The organism is Micromonospora sp. NPDC049089 (assembly GCF_040648775.1).
In the GTDB taxonomy this organism is placed as follows: Bacteria; Actinomycetota; Actinomycetes; order Mycobacteriales; family Micromonosporaceae; genus Micromonospora.
In genome coordinates this window covers 1-17,205 of the sequence record NZ_JBEZEH010000164.1, presented here as the reverse complement: position 1 = coordinate 17,205, position 17,205 = coordinate 1, and the positions used below count along the sequence as shown (strand labels likewise).

The window sequence follows — 17,205 nt, the reverse complement described above, 5'->3', positions numbered from 1 at the left end:
GTATGTACATCGGGTCCACCGGCGAGCGCGGTCTGCACCACCTCGTGTGGGAGGTCGTCGACAATGCGGTCGACGAGGCGATGGCCGTCCGGAGCTAGGACTCCTGAGGTCTCCGCGACTTCCGGGGGCCGAGGCGTCGGTTGAGGGTGGGCTTGCTGACCTGCTCGATGCGCTCGCAGATGGCCAGGTCCGGGATGTCCGCGTCGCGCAGCGCCTGCGTGGCTTTCCAGGCCGCGTCCTCGGCGGTTTTCGCGGCGGCCCACACCTGCTTCGCCTGCTCGATGGCGGCGTTCTGCTCGTCGGTGGGCGTCCACGTCGGCCTGATCACGGTTCGCACGTTATCACTTCCCTGTCTCATGTTGACACTCTCCCTTCGGTGGGGTTAGTGTTTCAGGAAGAAACGATAACCGCAAGGTCGAGCAGGAGGCACGAGATGGCGAAGGCCGACAAGCAGGCAGCGATCCGGGAACACAAGGCGGCTCGCAAGAACCTGGAGCAGGTCAGCAGCAAGATCATGGAGGAGACGCCCGAGTACCTGGCGGCCAACGACCGCGTCATCGCCGCCGAGAAGAACGTCCCCTGGTGGCGTCGCTGATGAGCGAGCAGTGGTGGTCCTGGGCATTGACCCTGATCGGCCTCACCGGGTGGTGGCTCACCGGCCGCCGACTCTGGCAGGGCTGGGCCGTCAGCCTCGCCGTTCAGGCCCTATGGCTGGCGTACGCGCTGGTCACCGGGCAGTACGGGTTCATCGTCGCCAGCGTCGCCTACGGGGCGATGGCGACCCTCAACCTTCGGCGCTGGCGTGCTGAAGCCGCCGCACAGGAGCGCCTGGCCAACCAGAGCTGACCGTCTCCGTGGGACACCCGCCCATCACCGGGTGCCCGCGCGGAGGTGGCCCGACCGGGACCGCCGCAACAGCAACTCGGAGGAGATCGACATGGCTAAGAGCGACAAGTACAGCACCGACGGCAAGACCAGCGCCGCGACCAAGGGCAGCAACACGGAGCAGGACAAGCGGTACCGCGCCGACGTCGACCTGCGGATGAACCCGCCTCGTCCGGGCTTCACCAAGCGCTGACGACCTGCGTACCCCGCCCGGCCCACACCGGTCCGGGCGGGTAGCGGAGGCCGCCAAGCAGGCGACCAAGACACGACGGAGGAACGAGATGGCGAAGAGCAGGGACGAGAAGCGGGCCGAGGGCGACAAGGCGCTGGCCAACATCGGCCGCGTGTTCGTGGAGAAGACCACCCCCGCCGAACGACAGGCGCTGGCCAGGGAGCTGAAGCGCCTCGCCAGCGAGTGACCTGACCCCCAACGTAGGCGGCCCCGGCGCGGCGACCCTACCGCCGGCCGGGGCCTTGATCAGGAAACGGAGTCCTGACCCATGCACATCATGCTCGAAGAGCGCATCGTCACCGCTACCGGTGTCGAGCGCCGCACGTCCGTCGAGCCCGTCGGCAACGACCGCGACCGGGCGTTCCAGCTGTTCACCGACCGTGTTGCCGCGAACCCGGCCGCGTACGCGCCGACCGCCGGCATCCGCCTCGTGCTCGTTGCGGGGGGTGCGTCCTGATGGCCGCTCCCCGCTGGATGACCCGTGCCCTGCTCGTCGGCACCGCCCTCATGGCGATGGCCGTCGGCTACAACCACCACGACAAGCCGTGCGACATCGGCGCAGCCGGCATGTGCATCACCACCGCGCAGGCCGGGGGTGCGCGATGAGGGCGTCCCTGATCTCCGGGCACGTGCTCGGGTCCGTCACCGGCATCGTCCTGTGGCAGGTCGCCATTCACCTGCCTACCGACCAGCCGCCCGTCGAACTGGTTGGCGCGGGTGTGGTTGGCCCGCCGCTGTTCGCCGCGTTGTCCCTGGGCCTGATCGCCCTCGCCGGTGGCGGGAGGCCTGCCAGCGAGTCGACCCCCGTCCCGCCGGTGCAGCGTCGCGCCGTCGCCAGCCCGCAGCAGAAGGCGGTCACCCGATGAGCCACAAGCCGGAGCGGTCCGCCGCCCGCAAGGTCTCGACCAGCCCTGACGTGTTCAAGTCCGCAGGCCGGGGTGGCTTCTCCGGGTCCGCGAAGGGCGGCCGGTCCTGGGGCATCAGCGAGAAGAGGCCGTTCGACGTCCCCCGCTCGCCCACCCGGAAGGACGGCAAGCGCTGATGTGCGCCATCTCTGGCACCTGCGGGTGCAAGGGCGGCACCGGCACGTTCCTGCTCGCCCTCATCGGCCGCTCGCTGTGGGAGTTGGTGAAGGTGCTCGCCCGCGCCGTGCACCTGCTCTTCGTCGCCCTGCTCGCCGCCGCGATCTGGGCCAGCCCTCGCGCGTACCGGCTGGCTCGGCGCGGCTATCGGGAGGCCCGCCGCCGGTACGCGCTGCGCCCGGTGCTGCTGGAGCGTGAGCAGCCCGCCGCGGTCACCGCCACCGCAACCGCCCCCACCCTCGCCGACCTGAGCCTGAAGCAGGAGGCCACCGTCCGATGAACACCGCCATCGACATCCTCGACGAGACGGACCCGGCGCCGCCGCTCGCCGACGTCGCGCTGGGGCCCAACCCGGCGCCGATCCCGGACCCGGTCGACGTGCCCCTCGGTCCCGCCGCCGATGGGCTCCGGCCCGCCGTCCGGGCGATGGTCGCCGAGCTGGCCGCTCACTACAAGGGAGCCGACCCGGGCTCCATCGACAAGGCCATCACCGCCCTCAAGCCGGCGTCCGCCGCCCCCGAGTCGTGGGGATCGCGGGGGATGGTCGCCGAGGCGGTCAAGGCGTACCGCGCCACCATCGGCGGTACACCGAAGGCCCCGGCGAAGACGGAGCCGACCCGTACCGCGCCGACGAAGCCGCGCCGTACCGCTGCGGTACGGCCGAAGTCGACGCCGCCCGTACCGGTCGTGGTACAGCCGCTCATACCGCCCGTCTCCGAGCCCGTGGTACGCGAGCCTGTACCGCAGCCGGTCGAGGCGGTACAGCCGCAGCCCGTACCGCAGCCCGAGCCGGCGGTACGTACCGACCGCAAGACGGTCCGGTCATGGCCCGTCATGGTCATCGCCCTGCCCGCCATGGTCGCGATCTGGGGCGGCTGGGTCGGCCTCGGCGGACTCACCGGCTTCGGCGACATCAACCTCCTGCCCGGCATCGTCGGCGACGGCGGCTGGGCCACCATCGACTCGGCGATCACCCTGCCGATCGGTGTGGAGGCGTACGCCGCGTTCGCGCTGCGCGTGTGGCTGTCGGGGCAGGTCCCGGCCCGCGCGAAGGTGTTCGCCCGCTGGTCGGCGATCGGCTCGCTGGTCGTCGGCGCGCTCGGCCAGGTCGCCTACCACCTGCTCGAAGCCGCAGGGGTGATCGCCGCCCCGTGGTGGATCACCACCCTGGTTGCGTGCCTGCCCGTCGCCGTGCTCGGCATGGCCGCTGCGCTGGTTCACCTGATGCGAGAGGAGGGCTGAGCCATGGCCGACGACGACCTCACCCCCCGCGACACCCACTTCGAGATCGAGCTGGACGAGGAGCCCGACACCCGCAAGCCCGTCTACGTTGACGTCGTCACCAAGGACGACACCCGACGCCCGATCATCCCCGCGCAGTGGCGTGGTACGGCCAACATCAAGGCCACCGTCAAGCGGGTCGGCGGGGAGGTCACCCACCGCGCCGGATACCACGTGGTACGCAGCCCGTGGTACATCGCCCTGGCCACGTTCTGGGCCATCATCGGCGTACTACGCGTCGGCGGTCGGCAGCTGCGTTGGTGGTGGGACGCCGACGCCCGGGCCGAGGACGGTACGCACCTCAAGCAGGTTGCCGCGAACAGCGGTGACGCGCAGGAGTGGCACAAGACGCACAACGAAGTGAAGGCCACCCGCCTGTACCGCGGCCTCGTACTACTCGCCGAGGTGGTGCTGCTCGTCGCCGCGTACGTCGCGGTACGACTGGCCCCGACGTGGGCGGTCGTCGTTGTCGCGGTCATTGCTGTACCACTGCTCGCGCACGTCGGCCGCCCGCAGAACCGGCCCATCATCCAGCCGGCCGTGGTCACCCAGCGGTACCGCAAGCTGAACACCGACATCGTCGCCAGGGCGTACCACGCCGCCGGGCTCGCCCACCCGGACAAGCCGGGGCAGCAGCTTGAGTTCCTCGGCAGCATGTCCCGCGACCCCAAGCAGCTCGGCTCGCAGGTCATGGTCGGGTTGCCCTACGGGAAGACGTTCGACGACGCCGTCAAGAACAAGGGTGGCATCGCCTCCGGTCTCGACGTGTCCATCAACCAGGTGTTCATCACCCGCGACAAGGTCAGCCACCGCAGCCACATGCTGTACATCGCCGACCAAGACCCGCTGGCCATTTCCGCAGGTCGGACCCCGCTGCTGCGGCTCAAGCCCACCGACATCTGGAAGCCCGCCCCGTTCGGGCTCGACGAGCGCGGGAACCTCGTCAAGCTGCTGCTGATGTGGATTTCCGTGCTGGTCGGCGCGCAGCCCCGCAAGGGCAAGACGTTCTCCGCTCGCCTGCTAGCGCTGTTCGCTGTCCTCGACCCGTACGTGGTGTTCATCTTCGCCGACGGCAAGAACTCCCCGGACTGGAGCGCGTTCCGGCTGGTCGCGCACATGGCGATCTTCGGGACGGTGCCCAACAGCCGCGACCGCGACCCGGTGAACCACCTGATCACGGCCCTGCGCTACCTCAAGAAGCACATCGAGCAGGTCAACGACTTCTTGTCCAAGCTGCCCACCTCCGAGTGCCCGGAGGGGAAGCTCACCCGAGAGCTGTCCCGGAAGTACAAGCAGCTCAGGGTGCACATGCTGGTGATGGAGGAGTTCCAGGTCTACTACGAGCTGGACGACAAGGACGCCTCGGAGGAGATCGCGTCGCTGCTGTCGTTCATCATGGCCGTCGGCCCGTCGGCCGGGGTCATCATCCTGTCCAGCAGCCAGAAGCCGTCCGGCATCGGCGCCGGAGACAACATCAAGCGGCTGTTCACCCGCTACCGCGACAACCACGCCGTGCGCTTCGCCCTGAAGTGCGGCAACCGCGAGGTCAGCATGGCTGTCCTGGGCGGCGACGCGTACGGCGAGGGCTTCGACGCCTCCACCCTGCCAGTCGGCGACGAGTACAAGGGCGTCGGCATCCTCTACGGGGCCAGCGACAACACCCCGATCGTGCGTACCCATCTGGCCGACGCCGAAGACGCGGAGAAGATCCTGCGTGCGGCTCGGATGTTCCGTGAGGCCGAGGACCTGCTCACCGGTGAAGCCGCCGGTGAGGACATGGCGCGGGAGGCGCGCGACGTGCTCAACGACGTCCGCAACGTCTTCTACGCCGGGAAGGCCACCATCTCCTGGCCGGCGCTCGCCGCTCGACTGAAGGAGACCTACCCGGAGGCGTACGCCGATATCACCCCCGAGGCGATCAGCGCGATGGTGCGCAAGCTCGGGGTCAAGGGCAAGTCGGTCAAGGACTCGGAGTACTTCGAGAAGGGCGTCGGTCAGGGCTGCGACAAGTCCTCGGTTGAGGCCGCGATCGAACGACGCGCCATCGAGTCGAGGTAGCACGAACCGCTGCTACCGGTAGCACGGCTGCTACCCCCACCCGCTACCTCGCCCAACGCCTTGACCTGCGGCAACACGGCGAGGTAGCGGGTAGCACCGCCACCACTCACACCCCCGAAAACAGCCCCTGGAGGCACCGTGGACGCCCTGACCGCCGCTACCGCTACCCCCGAGCCGGGTGGCCTGCCCTGGTGGGCCTGGATCGCTCTGGGCCTGATCGTCTGGGCGCTCTACTACGTCGCCGAGTGCGCCTGGTGGCCGTTCGGTCCGTGCCCGAAGTGCGACGGTCGGGGCAAGTTCAAGCGCAATGACGGCAAGGCTTGGCGCAAGTGCCGCCGGTGCAAGGCAACCGGGGAGCGGCTCCGCTTCGGTCGGAAGGTGTGGAACCGGTTCGCGAAGATCCGCAACGCCAGCCGCTAACCCTTCCGCCCTAGGGCCCAAGGGCCTTATGCCGACAAGTTCGGCCCTGTCTATACCGTGCGCGAGTGATCAACCACGCCGCCGAGCGAGCGGTGTACCGGCAGATCGCCGACGAGCTGCGCGAGCGCATCCAGTCGGGGCAGCTCAGGCCGGGCGACGACCTGCCGTCGGTGCGACACCTCGCCCAGGAGTACGGCGTCGGCACCGACACCATCCAGCGGACGATGGACGTCCTCAAGGTTGAGGGCCTGATCGGCACCGTGCGCGGATACCCTGCGTGGGTGGTCGAAGAACGGGACCGCACCAAGGTCAGCGTGCCGCGCGGCGCGGAGTTCATCGCCCGGATGCCCACCGACGCCGAGCGCACCGAGCTGGGCATTGAGCCCGGGATCGTGGTGCCGATCGTGGTGGTGATGGTCGGTGGCCGGGAGCGCGGGAAGTACGCGGCGGACCGGACACGCTTCACGTTCAGCTAACCGGCCGGGCGATCTTGATAGCGTGAAATCGCAAGCAAGAGACCTGCGTGGCCGTGTCTGATCAACCCGAAGTTACGGATGCTGAACGCAAGTTGCACGGATAGAAGCGCTCCCAGTGCGGATGAACCGGACTGCCGGACAGGAACTACGCGGGAATCCCGCCAGACCGAACGGATGAAGATCGCCGACACAGGTCGCGGCCAGCATCCACCGGGGGCAGGATAGTCACCTCACGGTGATCAGGACGACACTCATGAACGTCCCCGCACAGGGGGCAACAGCAGCGATTAAGTCCCATCGATCGGACGCGGCGCAACACCCCGGGGGGCGGTGAAGCCATGCAGAGCAGCACCATCCGACGTCTCATCCTCGGTGCGGCGTGTGGCGTCGCCGGGGCCATCGCGTTCGCCTCGCCCGCCTACGCCGACGACAGCCAGCAGCCGGGGGGGCCGCTGGACACCGTCGTGAGCGAAGTCGTCGACGAGGTGTCGCCCGAGCCGACCAAGGTGCCCGAACCGGAGCCCACGTCCGAGCCGGAGCCGGAGCCCACGAAGGAACCCGAGGCACCCGCCGAGCCGGAGCCGGAGTCCGAGCAGCACGAGGACACCCCGGCCGACGAGCCCACCGAAGAGCCAAAGCCCGACACCACGGAGCCCGCGCCGCCGGCTACGCCGATTGACGACATCGTCGACGACGTCACCGAGGTGGTGGAAGACGTCGTCGACGTCGTCGTCCCGGCACCCACCACCCCCGCGCCGGTCGTCACCCCGACCCCCGTCGTCCCGGCCCCGTCACTGCCGGCACCGCCGGTCGTCGAGCCAACCCCGACGCAGCCGACCGAGCCCGCGCCGATCGACGCCCCGGCCACCACCGAACTGCCGGCCGAGACCGCTCCGTCCGAGCAACCGGCCGAGGTGCCCGTCGTCGAGGTGCCCGACCTGCCCGTGGTTATCGGCCCCGTCGGCAGCAGCACCGCGCTCCCCGGGCTCGCACCCTGGACGGCGAGCACGGAGCAGCCGGCACCCGCGCCGCAGTGCACCGCCGACCGGGATGACGACGTCACACCCGACCACGGCCGGGGAGTCGTCCGCACCATCACCGACCGGCGCACCGGCCTACCCACCGCCGACCGGACGCCCGTCCCGCTGAAGCCGTGCCCTACCCCTGCGCCGTCAGGCGACCAGGCCATGAACGCTATCGCTGCGGCCTCGCACGCTGGCGGCCACAACGAGATCTACGCGGCCACCACCACCGGTGTCACCTGGCCTGCCCTCCAGCGGCTCCAGCAGCTGCGCGCCCGCGGTGACCTCCCCGCCTCGCGCACCGATCACCTGGAGCCCGGACCCGCCTGAGCTGGCCTCGCCCGCAGCGCGAACGCGGGCAGAAGGCTGGAGGCCGGTACCGCGACCCGACCTCCGATCACACCCCCGTCCCAGTACGACCCGATCGGAGCTGATCGCAAATGCACCGCCAGGCAGACCCGGATCGTCTGTGCCGCACTATCCGCAACACCACCGCCACTGCCGCCGCCATCCTCATCGCTGTACGCATCGCCAACCTCACCAGCGCCGTCACTCTCTCCACCGCCGCCGCCTTCGCCGTCCTGGTTGCCTTCGTCGGCTGCACACTCGTCGCGGTGTGGGCTGGGTATCGAGTCCGGCTGCGCGAGGTCGAGCGGCAGGCTCAGGGCAGGGAGTGGGACGCGGCTGTCGCCCGCCGGGAGCAGCGACTCCGCGAGGATGAGGAACGGTCCTGGTGGGCCGAGCCTCTCGACGGTGACACCATCGCCTTCGGGCCCAACGTGGTGGTGCTGGCACCCCGCCGCCGCCCCGACTCGCGGGTGGGCTGAGGGCGGCCGACAGTAGTCCCGATAAACATGCGGGGATCGCTTGCACGTGTCCTGGGAAAACGCAGGTGAGCACAGCGCTGGAAACTGGACAGACAACTGCTACCGCGACTACGCGCAGACCAACGCCGCGACCCTCGCGGCTCTCCTCGACGTCGACTGACCTCACCCGATCAGGGTGGGGACGACTCACCCCACCCGCCGGCAGGGTGGACGCGGTGGGTTCGGCCGTCCACGGGCGGCCGACGCCGGAGACGACACGGAGGTGACGGGGATGACGGTTCGAGTGGTGACGGATCGACGGCGTGGTGCCGTCCTGCACGTGGTCGGCACGGCCGACAACGCCCGGCGCGCGCCACAGGGCAGCCCGGTGCGGGCCCGCCGTGGCCCGGTGGGGCCGCCGCGCCGCGCCGACGACCGACGGTGGGACACCACGGAACGGGGGTCGACCGATGGCTGACTCGATGATCTCGGCGTTCGAGTCCTCGCTGGACAAGACGAACCTCATTCTCAAGGACATCGAGAATGCGTACGGCTGGCCGAAGGAACGGCGCAACCAGTCGTACGCGGCCCTGCGCACGGTGCTGCACCTGCTGCGCGACCGGCTGCCGGTGGACGAGAGCGTGGAGTTCGCCCAACAGTTGCCGGTGTTGGTACGGGGCATCTACTTCGATGGCTGGGTGCCGTCCGACGTGCCGATCAAGCTCAACCGTGACGACTTCCTCTACGAGGTTCGGCAGGGCTTCCCGTACGACGCGGAGGGTGGCCCGGAGCGGGTGACGCAGGTGGTGCTGGACACGCTGCGCCGCCACGTCACCCAGGGTGAGTGGCAGGACGTGAAGGACACCATGCCCAAGGACCTCGCCACGATGATGCCGTGACGGTCTGACACACCGCGAGCCCGCCCGACCGCTGTCGGGCGGGCTCAGTCGTCCTCGGCGGGCACCCGCGACACCGGGTGCCCGGCCCGGCGGGCGAGCGCGGCGAACGCCACGGCGTCCACGATCGCGGCCCCGCCCGGATCGTTGTTGAAGTAGACGTACGCCGGCTCGTCGGCACCGAAGGCGTCGGTCAGCCGACCCACCCAGGACCGCAGCGCGGCCCGACCGTAACGCGGCCACGGCCGTGCCCGCCCCTCGTGCAGCCGCAGGTAGCCGAAGTCGGTGGTGCGCCAGCGGGGGGCGACCGGGCGGCCCAGCCGATCCGCCCAGACCAGCGCTGCCCGACGCCGTTCGAGGACCGCACGGGTGGCGTCGGTCCACCAGGAGGGGTGCCGGGGCTCGACCGCTACCCGCACCTGCGTCGGGAACAGTCGCAACGTCGCGTCCAGCGCCTCCACGTCCGCCCGCAGGTTCGGTGGCAGTTGCAGCAGCACCGGGCCGAGCCGGTCACCGAGCGCGGTGGCGCGGCCGAGGAACCGGGCCACCGGCTCCTCCGGGTCACGCAGTCGCTTGATGTGGGTGAGGTAGCGGCTCATCTTCACCGCGACGCAGAAATCAGCCGGGGTGCGCGCCCGCCAGGCGGCGAAGGTGTCCCGCTCGGGCAACCGGTAGAAGGCGTTGTTGACCTCGACCGTGGCGAACCCGGCTGCGAAGTGCTCCAACCAGAGCCGCTGCGGCAACCCCTGCGGATAGAAGCGCCCGCGCCAGTCCCGGTACTGCCAGCCGGACGTGCCCACCAGGATCACCCACCCATCCTGGCACTCTCCGCCGCGGCTCGCGAACTGCCCGTGTCGCCCCGGTTCGGCGTCTACGGTGAGGGTTAGAGAAGATCGCGCGTGGGGTACCACCCGCAACACGACGGACCCCGGCGTACGGCGGGGCGGCACACCCGAGGGAGTACCGATGGCACTCAACGATGACGACATGCAGACCACCGGCGGCGGCGGCGCGGAGGGTCCGGCCGACGGCGGCGCGACCCCCGGTCAGCACGACGGTGGCGCCGACGGCGGCGCGGAGGGTCCCGCCGATGGTGGTGCCACCCCCGGTCAGCACGACGGTGGCGCCGATGGCAGCGCGGAGGGTCCCGCCGATGGCGGTGCCACCCCGGGCCAGCAGGACGGTGGCGCTGACGGCAGCGCCCGGTAGCGGCTCGCAATGACCTACCTCGACCCGCCGGGCGGCCACCACGGTCGCCCGGCGGTTGCGTCCGCCGAGGCCACCGCGGCGCTGGCCCGATGCGTCTCGGTCGAACCGGCCAAGTTCGCCGCCGCGCACTGGGGGCACACCCCGCTGCTGTCCCGAGCCGACGAACTGCCCGATCCGGCCGGCTTCACCGACCTGCTCAGCCCCGCCGACGCCGACGAGTTGCTGAGCCGGCGCGGTCTGCGTACCCCGTTCCTGCGCGTCGCCAAGGACGGCCAGCTGGTCGCGGCTTCGCGCTGGACCGGCGGTGGCGGCGCGGGCGCCGAGATCGGCGACCAGGTGCTCGACGAGCGGGTCCTGGAGCAGTACGCGTCCGGGGCCACCCTCGTGTTGCAGGGGTTGCACCGGATCTGGCCGCCGCTCGTCGACTTCGCCCGCGACCTGGGCCTCGCGCTCAACCAGCCGTTGCAGATCAACGCCTACCTGACCCCGGCCGGCAGCCAGGGCTTCGCCACCCACTACGACACCCACGACGTGTTCGTGCTCCAGGTCGACGGCCGCAAGCACTGGCGGATCCACCCGCCGGTCCTGCCCGACCCGTTGGAGAAGCAGCCGTGGGGTGGACGCGCCGACGAGGTCTCCGCCACCGCGCAGGGTCCGGCCGCGCTGGACGTGGTGCTCGCCCCCGGTGACGCCCTCTACCTGCCCCGGGGGTGGCTGCACAGCGCGCAGGCACAGGACGCCAGCTCGCTGCACCTGACCGTGGGCATTCGCGCGCTCACCCGCTACGCCCTGGTCGAGGAGCTGCTGGCGCTGTCCGCCGAGGACCAGCGACTGCGGGCCAGCCTGCCGTTCGGCACCGACGTCGCGGACCCGGACGCCATCGAGCCGGAGCTGACCGAGACCGTGGAGGCGCTGCGGGACTGGCTGCTGCGCGCCGACCCGAGCGCCGTCGCCGCGCGATTGCGCCAGCGCGCCTGGCCGGCCGCCCGCCCGGCGCCGATCCGACCGCTCGCCCAGGCCGACGCGCTGGCCACACTGGACGCCGACTCCCGGCTCACCCTGCGGCCGGGCCTGCGTTGGCAGCTTGTGCCGCACGGGTCGGACAGCGTGGCGCTGCGGCTCTTCGACCGCACCATCACCCTTCCGGCGACCTGCGAGCCGGCCGCCCGCGCCCTGCTCAGCGGAGTGGTCACCCGGGTCGGCGACCTGCCCGGCCTGCCCGACGACGCCGACCGGGTCACCCTGGCCCGCCGTCTGCTCCGCGAGGCCGTCCTGATCCCGGCCTGACCGGTCGCATCGAGGGCCGGCGCAGCGCCCTGGGTACACCCTGCCCAGGGCGCTTCACGTCTCGAGGACCTGATGAACGGCCAGTGACACCAGACGCGACGTCCTGTTGGATGTGGGGGACGGTGCCGCGGAGGGATTCGTCCATGGGTTCTGATGGTCGTCGCTCGGCCGGATGGGTCGTGGCCGGTGTGCCGATGTTGGCTGCGCTGGGAGGTCTTGCCGCTAACGCAGCTTCCGACCAGCAGCGTTGGCCCAGGGTCCTTGAGCTGGTGCGACAGAATCCGTGGTTGACCTTAGGTGTCATAACTCTGATGTGCGTGGGGTCCGAGGTGGTGTTGCTGTGGCCGCGCCGGAGATCCAAGAGCGTTGTCCCCGCCGAGACTGAGCAGCCGGGCCCGCGTCGTATGCCGAATCGGAATCCGCTGTTCACCGGTCGGGAACAGATACTGGACGAACTTCACCTGCGACTCGAATCCTCTGTCGTCTGTCTGCACGGCATAGGTGGTTCCGGTAAGACAAGTCTGGCAGTCGAATATTCGCACAGATTCAAAGAGCGTTTTTCCGTGATTTGGTGGATAGCTGCCGAACAGCCTCCGCTCGTAACCGAACAGTTGGCGGCGTTGGCTGTCGAAGTGGGTGAAGCAACCGAAGGAACACCGGTCAAGGATGCTGCCGAGAAGGCTCGGGTCTGGCTGCGCGGCCACCGGGGCTGGTTGGTGGTGTTGGACAACATGCCGGGAACCGAGCTCGTTTCGCCGGTAATTCCCGATGGTGCCGGTCAAGTGCTGATCACCTCGCGAGCCAACTACTGGAATCAGCTAGGAGCGTTGATTCAAGTGGATGTATTTTCCCGGACAGAGTCGGTGTCCTTATTGACAGCGCAGCTGAGCGGGATCAGCCCGTCGGACGCGGACAGGGTCGCGAACGCGGTGGGCGATCTGCCCCTGGCGGTAGCGCAGGCGGCGGGTTTCATGGTGGCAACGGGCATGCGGCCCAGTGAGTACGTCGATGCGATCGAAGCGCATGCGATCGAGATTCTGGACCGCGGCAGGCCGGTCGGATATCAATTGTCGTTGGCCGCGGTGGTCGCGCTCTCCGTCGAACGGCTCAGTGTTGAGGACCCCGTCGGGGTCAGCATCCTGAATCTGTGTTCGTTCCTGGGGCCAGAGCCGATTCCCTTCACCTGGCTCACTCGTATGCCGCAGGAGGGAAGTCGAAGCGCCCTCGCCAAGGCCTCACCCGTCAAACTGAGGTCATCGGTGGGGCGGCTGGTGGAATTCGGCCTTGCGCGGCTCGACTCGGACGGGGGGTCGCTCGTGGTGCACCGCACGACGGCGGCAGTCGTGCGCGATCTGCTCACCGTACGGACGCGAAGCAGGCAGTGGCAGTTGGCCGGTGAATTGCTCGCCGCGAACCGATCCGACGACCCCTCTGAGTTGGCCCTCTGGCCCCTGTGGTCCATCCTGACGGCTCACGTTGGCCCGCATCTACGGCTGGCCCCCGCATCCGCTGACGCGGGCAGCCAGGATTATCGAAGAGTCGTTCTCGATGCCGCCCGGTATCTGGAGCTGTCCGGACAGGCCGCATCAGCGAATGAGCTCGCCCGCGCAGCTCGCGAGAGATGGACCCAATCGCTGGGCAGCGACGATCTGGATGTCCTGCGGGCAGCTCGGCGGCAGTCGGCGACGCTTCCCCCGGCGCATCCCGACGCGTTGGGCATCGAGACGGACACACTTGCCCGTTTGCAGCGCCTGCTCGGTCCGGACGATCCGGAGACCCTGTCTTCGGCTGGCAACTGCGCCAGGGCCATGGCCGACCTCGGGAGATACGAGGACGCACGGCAGTTGAACCGCGACACTCTCACTCGCCTGCGGCGGATCTTCGGTGACGATGATCCCAGGACTCTGCTGTCCGCCAACAATCTGGCTAATCGAATGTCCGAGCTTGGTGAACACGAAGCTGCGAGGGCTCTGCACCGCCATATTCTGGACCGCCGGGAAGTGGTGCTTGGTCACGATCATCCGGACACCCTGATTACCAAGACCCAACTCGCTCTCGACCTCGCGAATCTCGGAGAACTGGACGAGGCGAGGACGTCGTGCCGCCTGTCCCTTGCCGAGCTCAGCCGCAGGCTTGGTCCCGACCACCGCAGCACTCTGCAGGCGGCGGCCATCCTCGCTGAAATTCTGCGCCGGGAGGGGAGTCTCCACGAGGCGCGCGCTCTTGACGAGGAGACTCTCGAACGTCGCAAGCGGGTGTTGGGCACAGACCATCCCGAAACCTTGGCCCTGGCTCAGAGCCTTTTTCCGAACTCGTCCCACCAGGGCTGAGCCGGGAATGCCGGTGTCTAGCTGGTGCTGTCTCGCGCCCCGAGCGCCCTGTCCGGTCGTTGACTGCGGCCACCCGGGGGCCGTTCGTCGGATCAGCGGCCGAGGGCCAGCAGCAGCCCGGTGGCGACCACCCCCGCACCGAGGACCACTGTGATCGGCCGGGGGCCGAGCACCGCGTGCCGGCGGTCGGCCAGCACCCGCGCCGGCACCAGACCGACCAGCGGCCCGAGCAGGGTCACCACCAGCGCCAGCACCGGCAACCCGACCGCCAGGTCTCCGCCGTACCCGATGCCGAGCGCGCGGGCGCCGGCCCCCAGCGCGTACGCCAGCACGGCGCCGGCCACCCCGCAGAGCGCCAGCAGCGGGTTGACCGAGCCCGGCAGCTCGCCCGGCTGACCGGCCCGGTCGAGCAGGTCACGGGCCTTGGCGAGCAGCACCACCGGGTCGGTGGCCCCGACGCCGTTCGCCGGGGCGGGCGGGCCACCGAGACGGCGGGCACCGAGACGCGAACGGACCTGCTGCCACAGGTGGGTCACCTCGGCGTCGACCCGTTCCTGCTGCTCACGGGCAGCGACCAGTTCCTCCTCGGCGTTCTGGAGCTGGTCGGCAGCCTCGGCGACGGCCCGCTCGGCGGCAACGCACTGCCGCTCGTGCCAGGTGTGCGCCTCGGCGCGCTGCTCGCGTACCCGCGCGCTGAGCTCGGCCAGCCGCCGTAGCTGCGCCGCGTACGTCTCGCTGGTCACCGGTTCGTTCATCGCGTCGGTCCATACGGGATGATCACCTGTCCGGTGCGGTGCACCGCCCGGTCGAAGAAGAGCCCCCGCCAGGGGCGGGGATACCAGTCCGGGCCGCCGGTGCCCGGATAGAGCGACGAGCCCAGCTCGCCGCCGTGCGCGTCCAGCGCCACCCAGGCGCCGATCTGGTCGGTACGGGCGGCCGGCCCACCGAGATCGGCGCGCATCCGGGCCACACCCCGCCACCAGGCCAGCACGTGCGTGCGTCGTTCCGGCCCGTCGTGCATGATCCGGCGCAGCTGCTCCAGGCCGGTCCGCCGGCCCGTGCGGGCGGCCAACGCGCCCGCTGCCGCGTCGACGGCGAACAGCAGCAGGTAGTGCGGACTTCCCGGGCCGCCGAGCCCGTCGGCCGTCTCGGCCATCAGCTCCCCGACGGTCTCCTCGTCGTACCAGGCGGCGTCGTCGGCCAGGTCGTCGTAGAGGGCGCGGGCGATCGGGTCGGCGTCCGGGTCGAGGCAGGCGATGGAGAACCGGGCGGTGCCCGGCGGGTGCTGACGGGCCAGCGACCGGGCCGCCGCGTCGAGCACCGCGCACGCCTCGTCGACGCGGGTGCCGAGCACCGCGAGGTTGCGGCCCGGGGCGCGCGGCAGCCGCAGCGACGCCGAGCGGGACTGCACGTCGATGATCTCGCCGAGCAGGGCCACCGGGTTGCGCGGCGCGGTTCCGTCCGGCGGTACGGCGAGCGCCCGGAAGTCCGGGGCGTCCGCCAGCCGGGGGATCGCGTCGCCGTCGAAGAGCCGGGCCGGCGCCGCGTCGGGGGCGCGCATCCGCCACAGCCGGTGCTGCAACCCGCTCCAGGTCTCCCAGTCGCTGGCCGCCGGGATGCGGGCCACCTCGTTGCCCTCCACCATGCCCGACTCGGCGTTGACCACCGCGTGCCAGCGCGGCAGCGACTGCGCCGCGTCGTTGCGCTCGGCGAGGATGCGCAGCGCCTTGGGCAACGCGATGCGCAGGGCGAACTGGGCGACCAGCGCGGGGCGGCCCCACAGCGCCTCGATGCCCCGCACGTCCTGCGAGGCCAGGACGAGGTGGATGCCCTGGGACCGGCCGCGGCGGGCCAGGTCCTCCAACAGGTCGGCCGCCTCCCGGGCGACCACGTCCCGGCCGGCCAGCAACATCTGGAACTCGTCCACCACGGCGACGATGCGGGGCCAGTGCCCGGTCGGGTCGACCGCCCGCAGCTCCGCCAGCTTGGTCACCTCGTGTTTCTTGGCCGCGTCGGCGCGTCGGCGCAACTCCTCGGCGAGGAAGCGCAGCAGCGCCAGTCCGAACTCCCGGTCGGTGTTGACGTTGATGCCGACCAGCCGCATGTGCGGCAGCCAACTCGGGTCGCGCCGGCCCTGCGCGAACCGCGCGAAGGAGACCCCCTCCTTGAAGTCCAGCAGGTAGAACTCCAGCTCGGCGGGGGAGTAGCGGGCGGCGAGGGCGCCGATCCACGCGAAGATCAGGTTGGTCTTGCCGGTGCCGGACGGCCCGCCGATCAGCGCGTGCGGTGGGTAGTCGCCGAGCGTCAACCGTACCGGCCGGCCCTGTGGGCCCTCACCGATCGGCGCGGTCAGCCCGTCGGCGGAGTCCTCCCGCCACATCAGCTCGGTCGGGGGCAGCAGGTCGGTGAAGGGAGTCGGCGGCGGGCCCGCGTTCACCCGGGCGGCGACGTCCCGGCAGGTCTCGGTGACCAGCGCCGCCGGTGGCGGTGGGTCCAGCCGGACCGGCAGCCCGGCCGAGCCGCCGATCCGCGCGCCGGACACGCCGGCCACCACCCGGGTCACCGTCGGATCCTCCGGCAACGGCACACCGTGTACCACCAGGTGTACGCCGCATGCGGCGCCGGCCCGCACCACCCGGTCCAGTTGCCCGCGCTCGTGCCGGTTCAGTTCCTCCCCGCCGAGCAGCACCGCCACCCGCCACGGTTCGGGTCGTCGGCCGGTCGCCGCAGCCAGTTCGCGCAGCGACGCGTACTCGCCGGCGAGGACCGTCTCGTTGATCCGGCGGATCTGCTCCACCAGGTCGTCGAGCAGCGGGCCCAGCCCGCCCGGGCCGACGAAGGTGAGCAGCCCCGCCGTGCCCAGCGGGGCGAACCCGGCCAGGCCGCCGCCGAGCTGGTCCGGGTCGTACCCGACCAGTCGTACCACCCCGGGGTCGGCACGGCCAACGGCCCGCAGCAGCAACGCGGACACCACCGCGTCGCAGCCGGCGCGGTCGTCCCCGGAGAGGTGCACGTGCCCGGCGTCGAGCAACGGCACCAGCGCGGGAACCGGGTCGACGCCGTCGATCCGGACCGTGCCGACCCGAAGCGCGCCGGGCGGCTCTGAGACGGGTGCGGGAGGCGCCCAACTCCTCGCCGAGTCTGGCCCGGACAAGTCGGTCGACAACTCGCCTGACGACTCGGCGCCATAGGGTGCATGGGGCGGGATGTGTTTGGATTCT

The 17,205-nt window shown here is 70.6% G+C and carries 23 protein-coding genes and 1 pseudogene; 20 read left to right on the top strand and 4 right to left on the bottom strand.

Translation table 11 applies throughout. From position 1 onward, the window contains the following. Positions 1-94 precede the first annotated feature (94 nt). The gene (locus AB0B48_RS24505) at positions 95-328 is read right to left on the bottom strand and encodes a hypothetical protein (protein WP_357205360.1); all 234 of its coding nucleotides are present in this window, start codon (positions 326-328) and stop codon (positions 95-97) included. 105 nt (positions 329-433) lie between these two features. Between AB0B48_RS24505 and AB0B48_RS24500 the strand changes: the two genes are divergently transcribed. The 17 genes from AB0B48_RS24500 to AB0B48_RS24420 all read left to right on the top strand — a co-directional run bounded on the left by AB0B48_RS24500 (position 434) and on the right by AB0B48_RS24420 (position 9,161). Then, positions 434-595 carry a hypothetical protein gene (locus AB0B48_RS24500; RefSeq protein ID WP_357205357.1) on the top strand — a complete coding sequence of 54 codons (162 nt, stop codon included), beginning with the start codon at positions 434-436 and terminating at the stop codon, positions 593-595. After that, complete coding sequence (locus AB0B48_RS24495) at positions 583-846, top strand: hypothetical protein (protein ID WP_357205353.1); 264 nt, start codon at positions 583-585, stop codon at positions 844-846. Before AB0B48_RS24500 ends, AB0B48_RS24495 begins: the two co-directional genes overlap by 13 nt. A gap of 91 nt (positions 847-937) precedes the next feature. After that, complete coding sequence (locus AB0B48_RS24490) at positions 938-1,078, top strand: hypothetical protein (RefSeq protein WP_357205350.1); 141 nt, start codon at positions 938-940, stop codon at positions 1,076-1,078. Between the two features lie 88 nt (positions 1,079-1,166). Further along, positions 1,167-1,304 (top strand): hypothetical protein, encoded by a 138-nt coding sequence (locus tag AB0B48_RS24485; protein ID WP_357205348.1) that lies wholly within the window; start codon positions 1,167-1,169, stop codon positions 1,302-1,304. Between the two features lie 81 nt (positions 1,305-1,385). Next, complete coding sequence (locus AB0B48_RS24480) at positions 1,386-1,574, top strand: hypothetical protein (RefSeq protein ID WP_357205345.1); 189 nt, start codon at positions 1,386-1,388, stop codon at positions 1,572-1,574. Next, positions 1,574-1,723, top strand: a complete 150-nt coding sequence (locus AB0B48_RS24475) for a hypothetical protein (RefSeq protein ID WP_357205342.1) — start codon at positions 1,574-1,576, stop codon at positions 1,721-1,723. Before AB0B48_RS24480 ends, AB0B48_RS24475 begins: the two co-directional genes overlap by 1 nt. Then, positions 1,720-1,983: a hypothetical protein gene (locus tag AB0B48_RS24470; protein ID WP_357205339.1), complete on the top strand. Its 264-nt coding sequence runs from the start codon at positions 1,720-1,722 to the stop codon at positions 1,981-1,983. The genes AB0B48_RS24475 and AB0B48_RS24470 overlap by 4 nt, the downstream gene beginning before the upstream one ends. Beyond that, entirely contained in the window at positions 1,980-2,159 is a 180-nt protein-coding gene (locus tag AB0B48_RS24465) for a hypothetical protein (RefSeq protein WP_357205336.1), read from the top strand. Before AB0B48_RS24470 ends, AB0B48_RS24465 begins: the two co-directional genes overlap by 4 nt. Continuing rightward, positions 2,159-2,479 (top strand): hypothetical protein, encoded by a 321-nt coding sequence (locus tag AB0B48_RS24460; protein WP_357205333.1) that lies wholly within the window; start codon positions 2,159-2,161, stop codon positions 2,477-2,479. Before AB0B48_RS24465 ends, AB0B48_RS24460 begins: the two co-directional genes overlap by 1 nt. Continuing rightward, a complete protein-coding gene (locus AB0B48_RS24455; protein WP_357205331.1) occupies positions 2,476-3,441 on the top strand; it encodes an ABC transporter permease in 966 nt (321 codons plus the stop codon). Before AB0B48_RS24460 ends, AB0B48_RS24455 begins: the two co-directional genes overlap by 4 nt. 3 nt (positions 3,442-3,444) lie before the next feature. Continuing rightward, positions 3,445-5,538 (top strand): cell division protein FtsK, encoded by a 2,094-nt coding sequence (locus AB0B48_RS24450; RefSeq protein ID WP_357205328.1) that lies wholly within the window; start codon positions 3,445-3,447, stop codon positions 5,536-5,538. Between the two features lie 138 nt (positions 5,539-5,676). Further along, positions 5,677-5,958, top strand: a complete 282-nt coding sequence (locus AB0B48_RS24445) for a hypothetical protein (protein WP_357205325.1) — start codon at positions 5,677-5,679, stop codon at positions 5,956-5,958. Positions 5,959-6,023: 65 nt separating this feature from the next. Beyond that, positions 6,024-6,434 (top strand): winged helix-turn-helix domain-containing protein, encoded by a 411-nt coding sequence (locus AB0B48_RS24440; protein ID WP_357205322.1) that lies wholly within the window; start codon positions 6,024-6,026, stop codon positions 6,432-6,434. Positions 6,435-6,772: 338 nt separating this feature from the next. After that, the gene (locus AB0B48_RS24435) at positions 6,773-7,786 is read left to right on the top strand and encodes a hypothetical protein (RefSeq protein WP_357205319.1); all 1,014 of its coding nucleotides are present in this window, start codon (positions 6,773-6,775) and stop codon (positions 7,784-7,786) included. A 110-nt stretch (positions 7,787-7,896) separates the two neighbouring features. Beyond that, a complete protein-coding gene (locus AB0B48_RS24430) occupies positions 7,897-8,283 on the top strand; it encodes a hypothetical protein (protein WP_357205316.1) in 387 nt (128 codons plus the stop codon). A 271-nt stretch (positions 8,284-8,554) separates the two neighbouring features. Further along, positions 8,555-8,740 carry a hypothetical protein gene (locus tag AB0B48_RS24425; protein WP_112676583.1) on the top strand — a complete coding sequence of 62 codons (186 nt, stop codon included), beginning with the start codon at positions 8,555-8,557 and terminating at the stop codon, positions 8,738-8,740. Then, positions 8,733-9,161 (top strand): DUF2267 domain-containing protein, encoded by a 429-nt coding sequence (locus tag AB0B48_RS24420; protein WP_347661067.1) that lies wholly within the window; start codon positions 8,733-8,735, stop codon positions 9,159-9,161. The genes AB0B48_RS24425 and AB0B48_RS24420 overlap by 8 nt, the downstream gene beginning before the upstream one ends. A gap of 44 nt (positions 9,162-9,205) precedes the next feature. On the opposite strand, the gene AB0B48_RS24415 is transcribed toward AB0B48_RS24420, so the two are convergent. After that, positions 9,206-9,967, bottom strand: a complete 762-nt coding sequence (locus tag AB0B48_RS24415; protein ID WP_357205311.1) for a DUF72 domain-containing protein — start codon at positions 9,965-9,967, stop codon at positions 9,206-9,208. Between the two features lie 157 nt (positions 9,968-10,124). Here AB0B48_RS24415 and AB0B48_RS24410 point away from each other — a divergent pair, with 157 nt between their 5' ends. From AB0B48_RS24410 to fxsT, 3 genes are all read left to right on the top strand, one after another. Continuing rightward, positions 10,125-10,367: a hypothetical protein gene (locus AB0B48_RS24410; protein WP_355103103.1), complete on the top strand. Its 243-nt coding sequence runs from the start codon at positions 10,125-10,127 to the stop codon at positions 10,365-10,367. A 9-nt stretch (positions 10,368-10,376) separates the two neighbouring features. Beyond that, positions 10,377-11,654, top strand: a complete 1,278-nt coding sequence (locus AB0B48_RS24405) for a cupin domain-containing protein (protein ID WP_357205307.1) — start codon at positions 10,377-10,379, stop codon at positions 11,652-11,654. 143 nt (positions 11,655-11,797) lie between these two features. Continuing rightward, a complete protein-coding gene (gene fxsT / locus AB0B48_RS24400; RefSeq protein WP_357205304.1) occupies positions 11,798-13,984 on the top strand; it encodes an FxSxx-COOH system tetratricopeptide repeat protein in 2,187 nt (728 codons plus the stop codon). Between the two features lie 92 nt (positions 13,985-14,076). Here the strand turns inward: fxsT and AB0B48_RS24395 are convergent, their stop codons facing one another. Together AB0B48_RS24395 and AB0B48_RS24390 are read right to left on the bottom strand one after the other, a co-directional pair. Beyond that, positions 14,077-14,739 (bottom strand): hypothetical protein, encoded by a 663-nt coding sequence (locus AB0B48_RS24395; protein WP_357205301.1) that lies wholly within the window; start codon positions 14,737-14,739, stop codon positions 14,077-14,079. Further along, a pseudogene (locus tag AB0B48_RS24390) lies at positions 14,736-17,087 on the bottom strand (FtsK/SpoIIIE domain-containing protein); the annotation flags it as partial. The pseudogene AB0B48_RS24390 and the gene AB0B48_RS24395, both read right to left, overlap by 4 nt. Positions 17,088-17,205 lie beyond the last annotated feature (118 nt).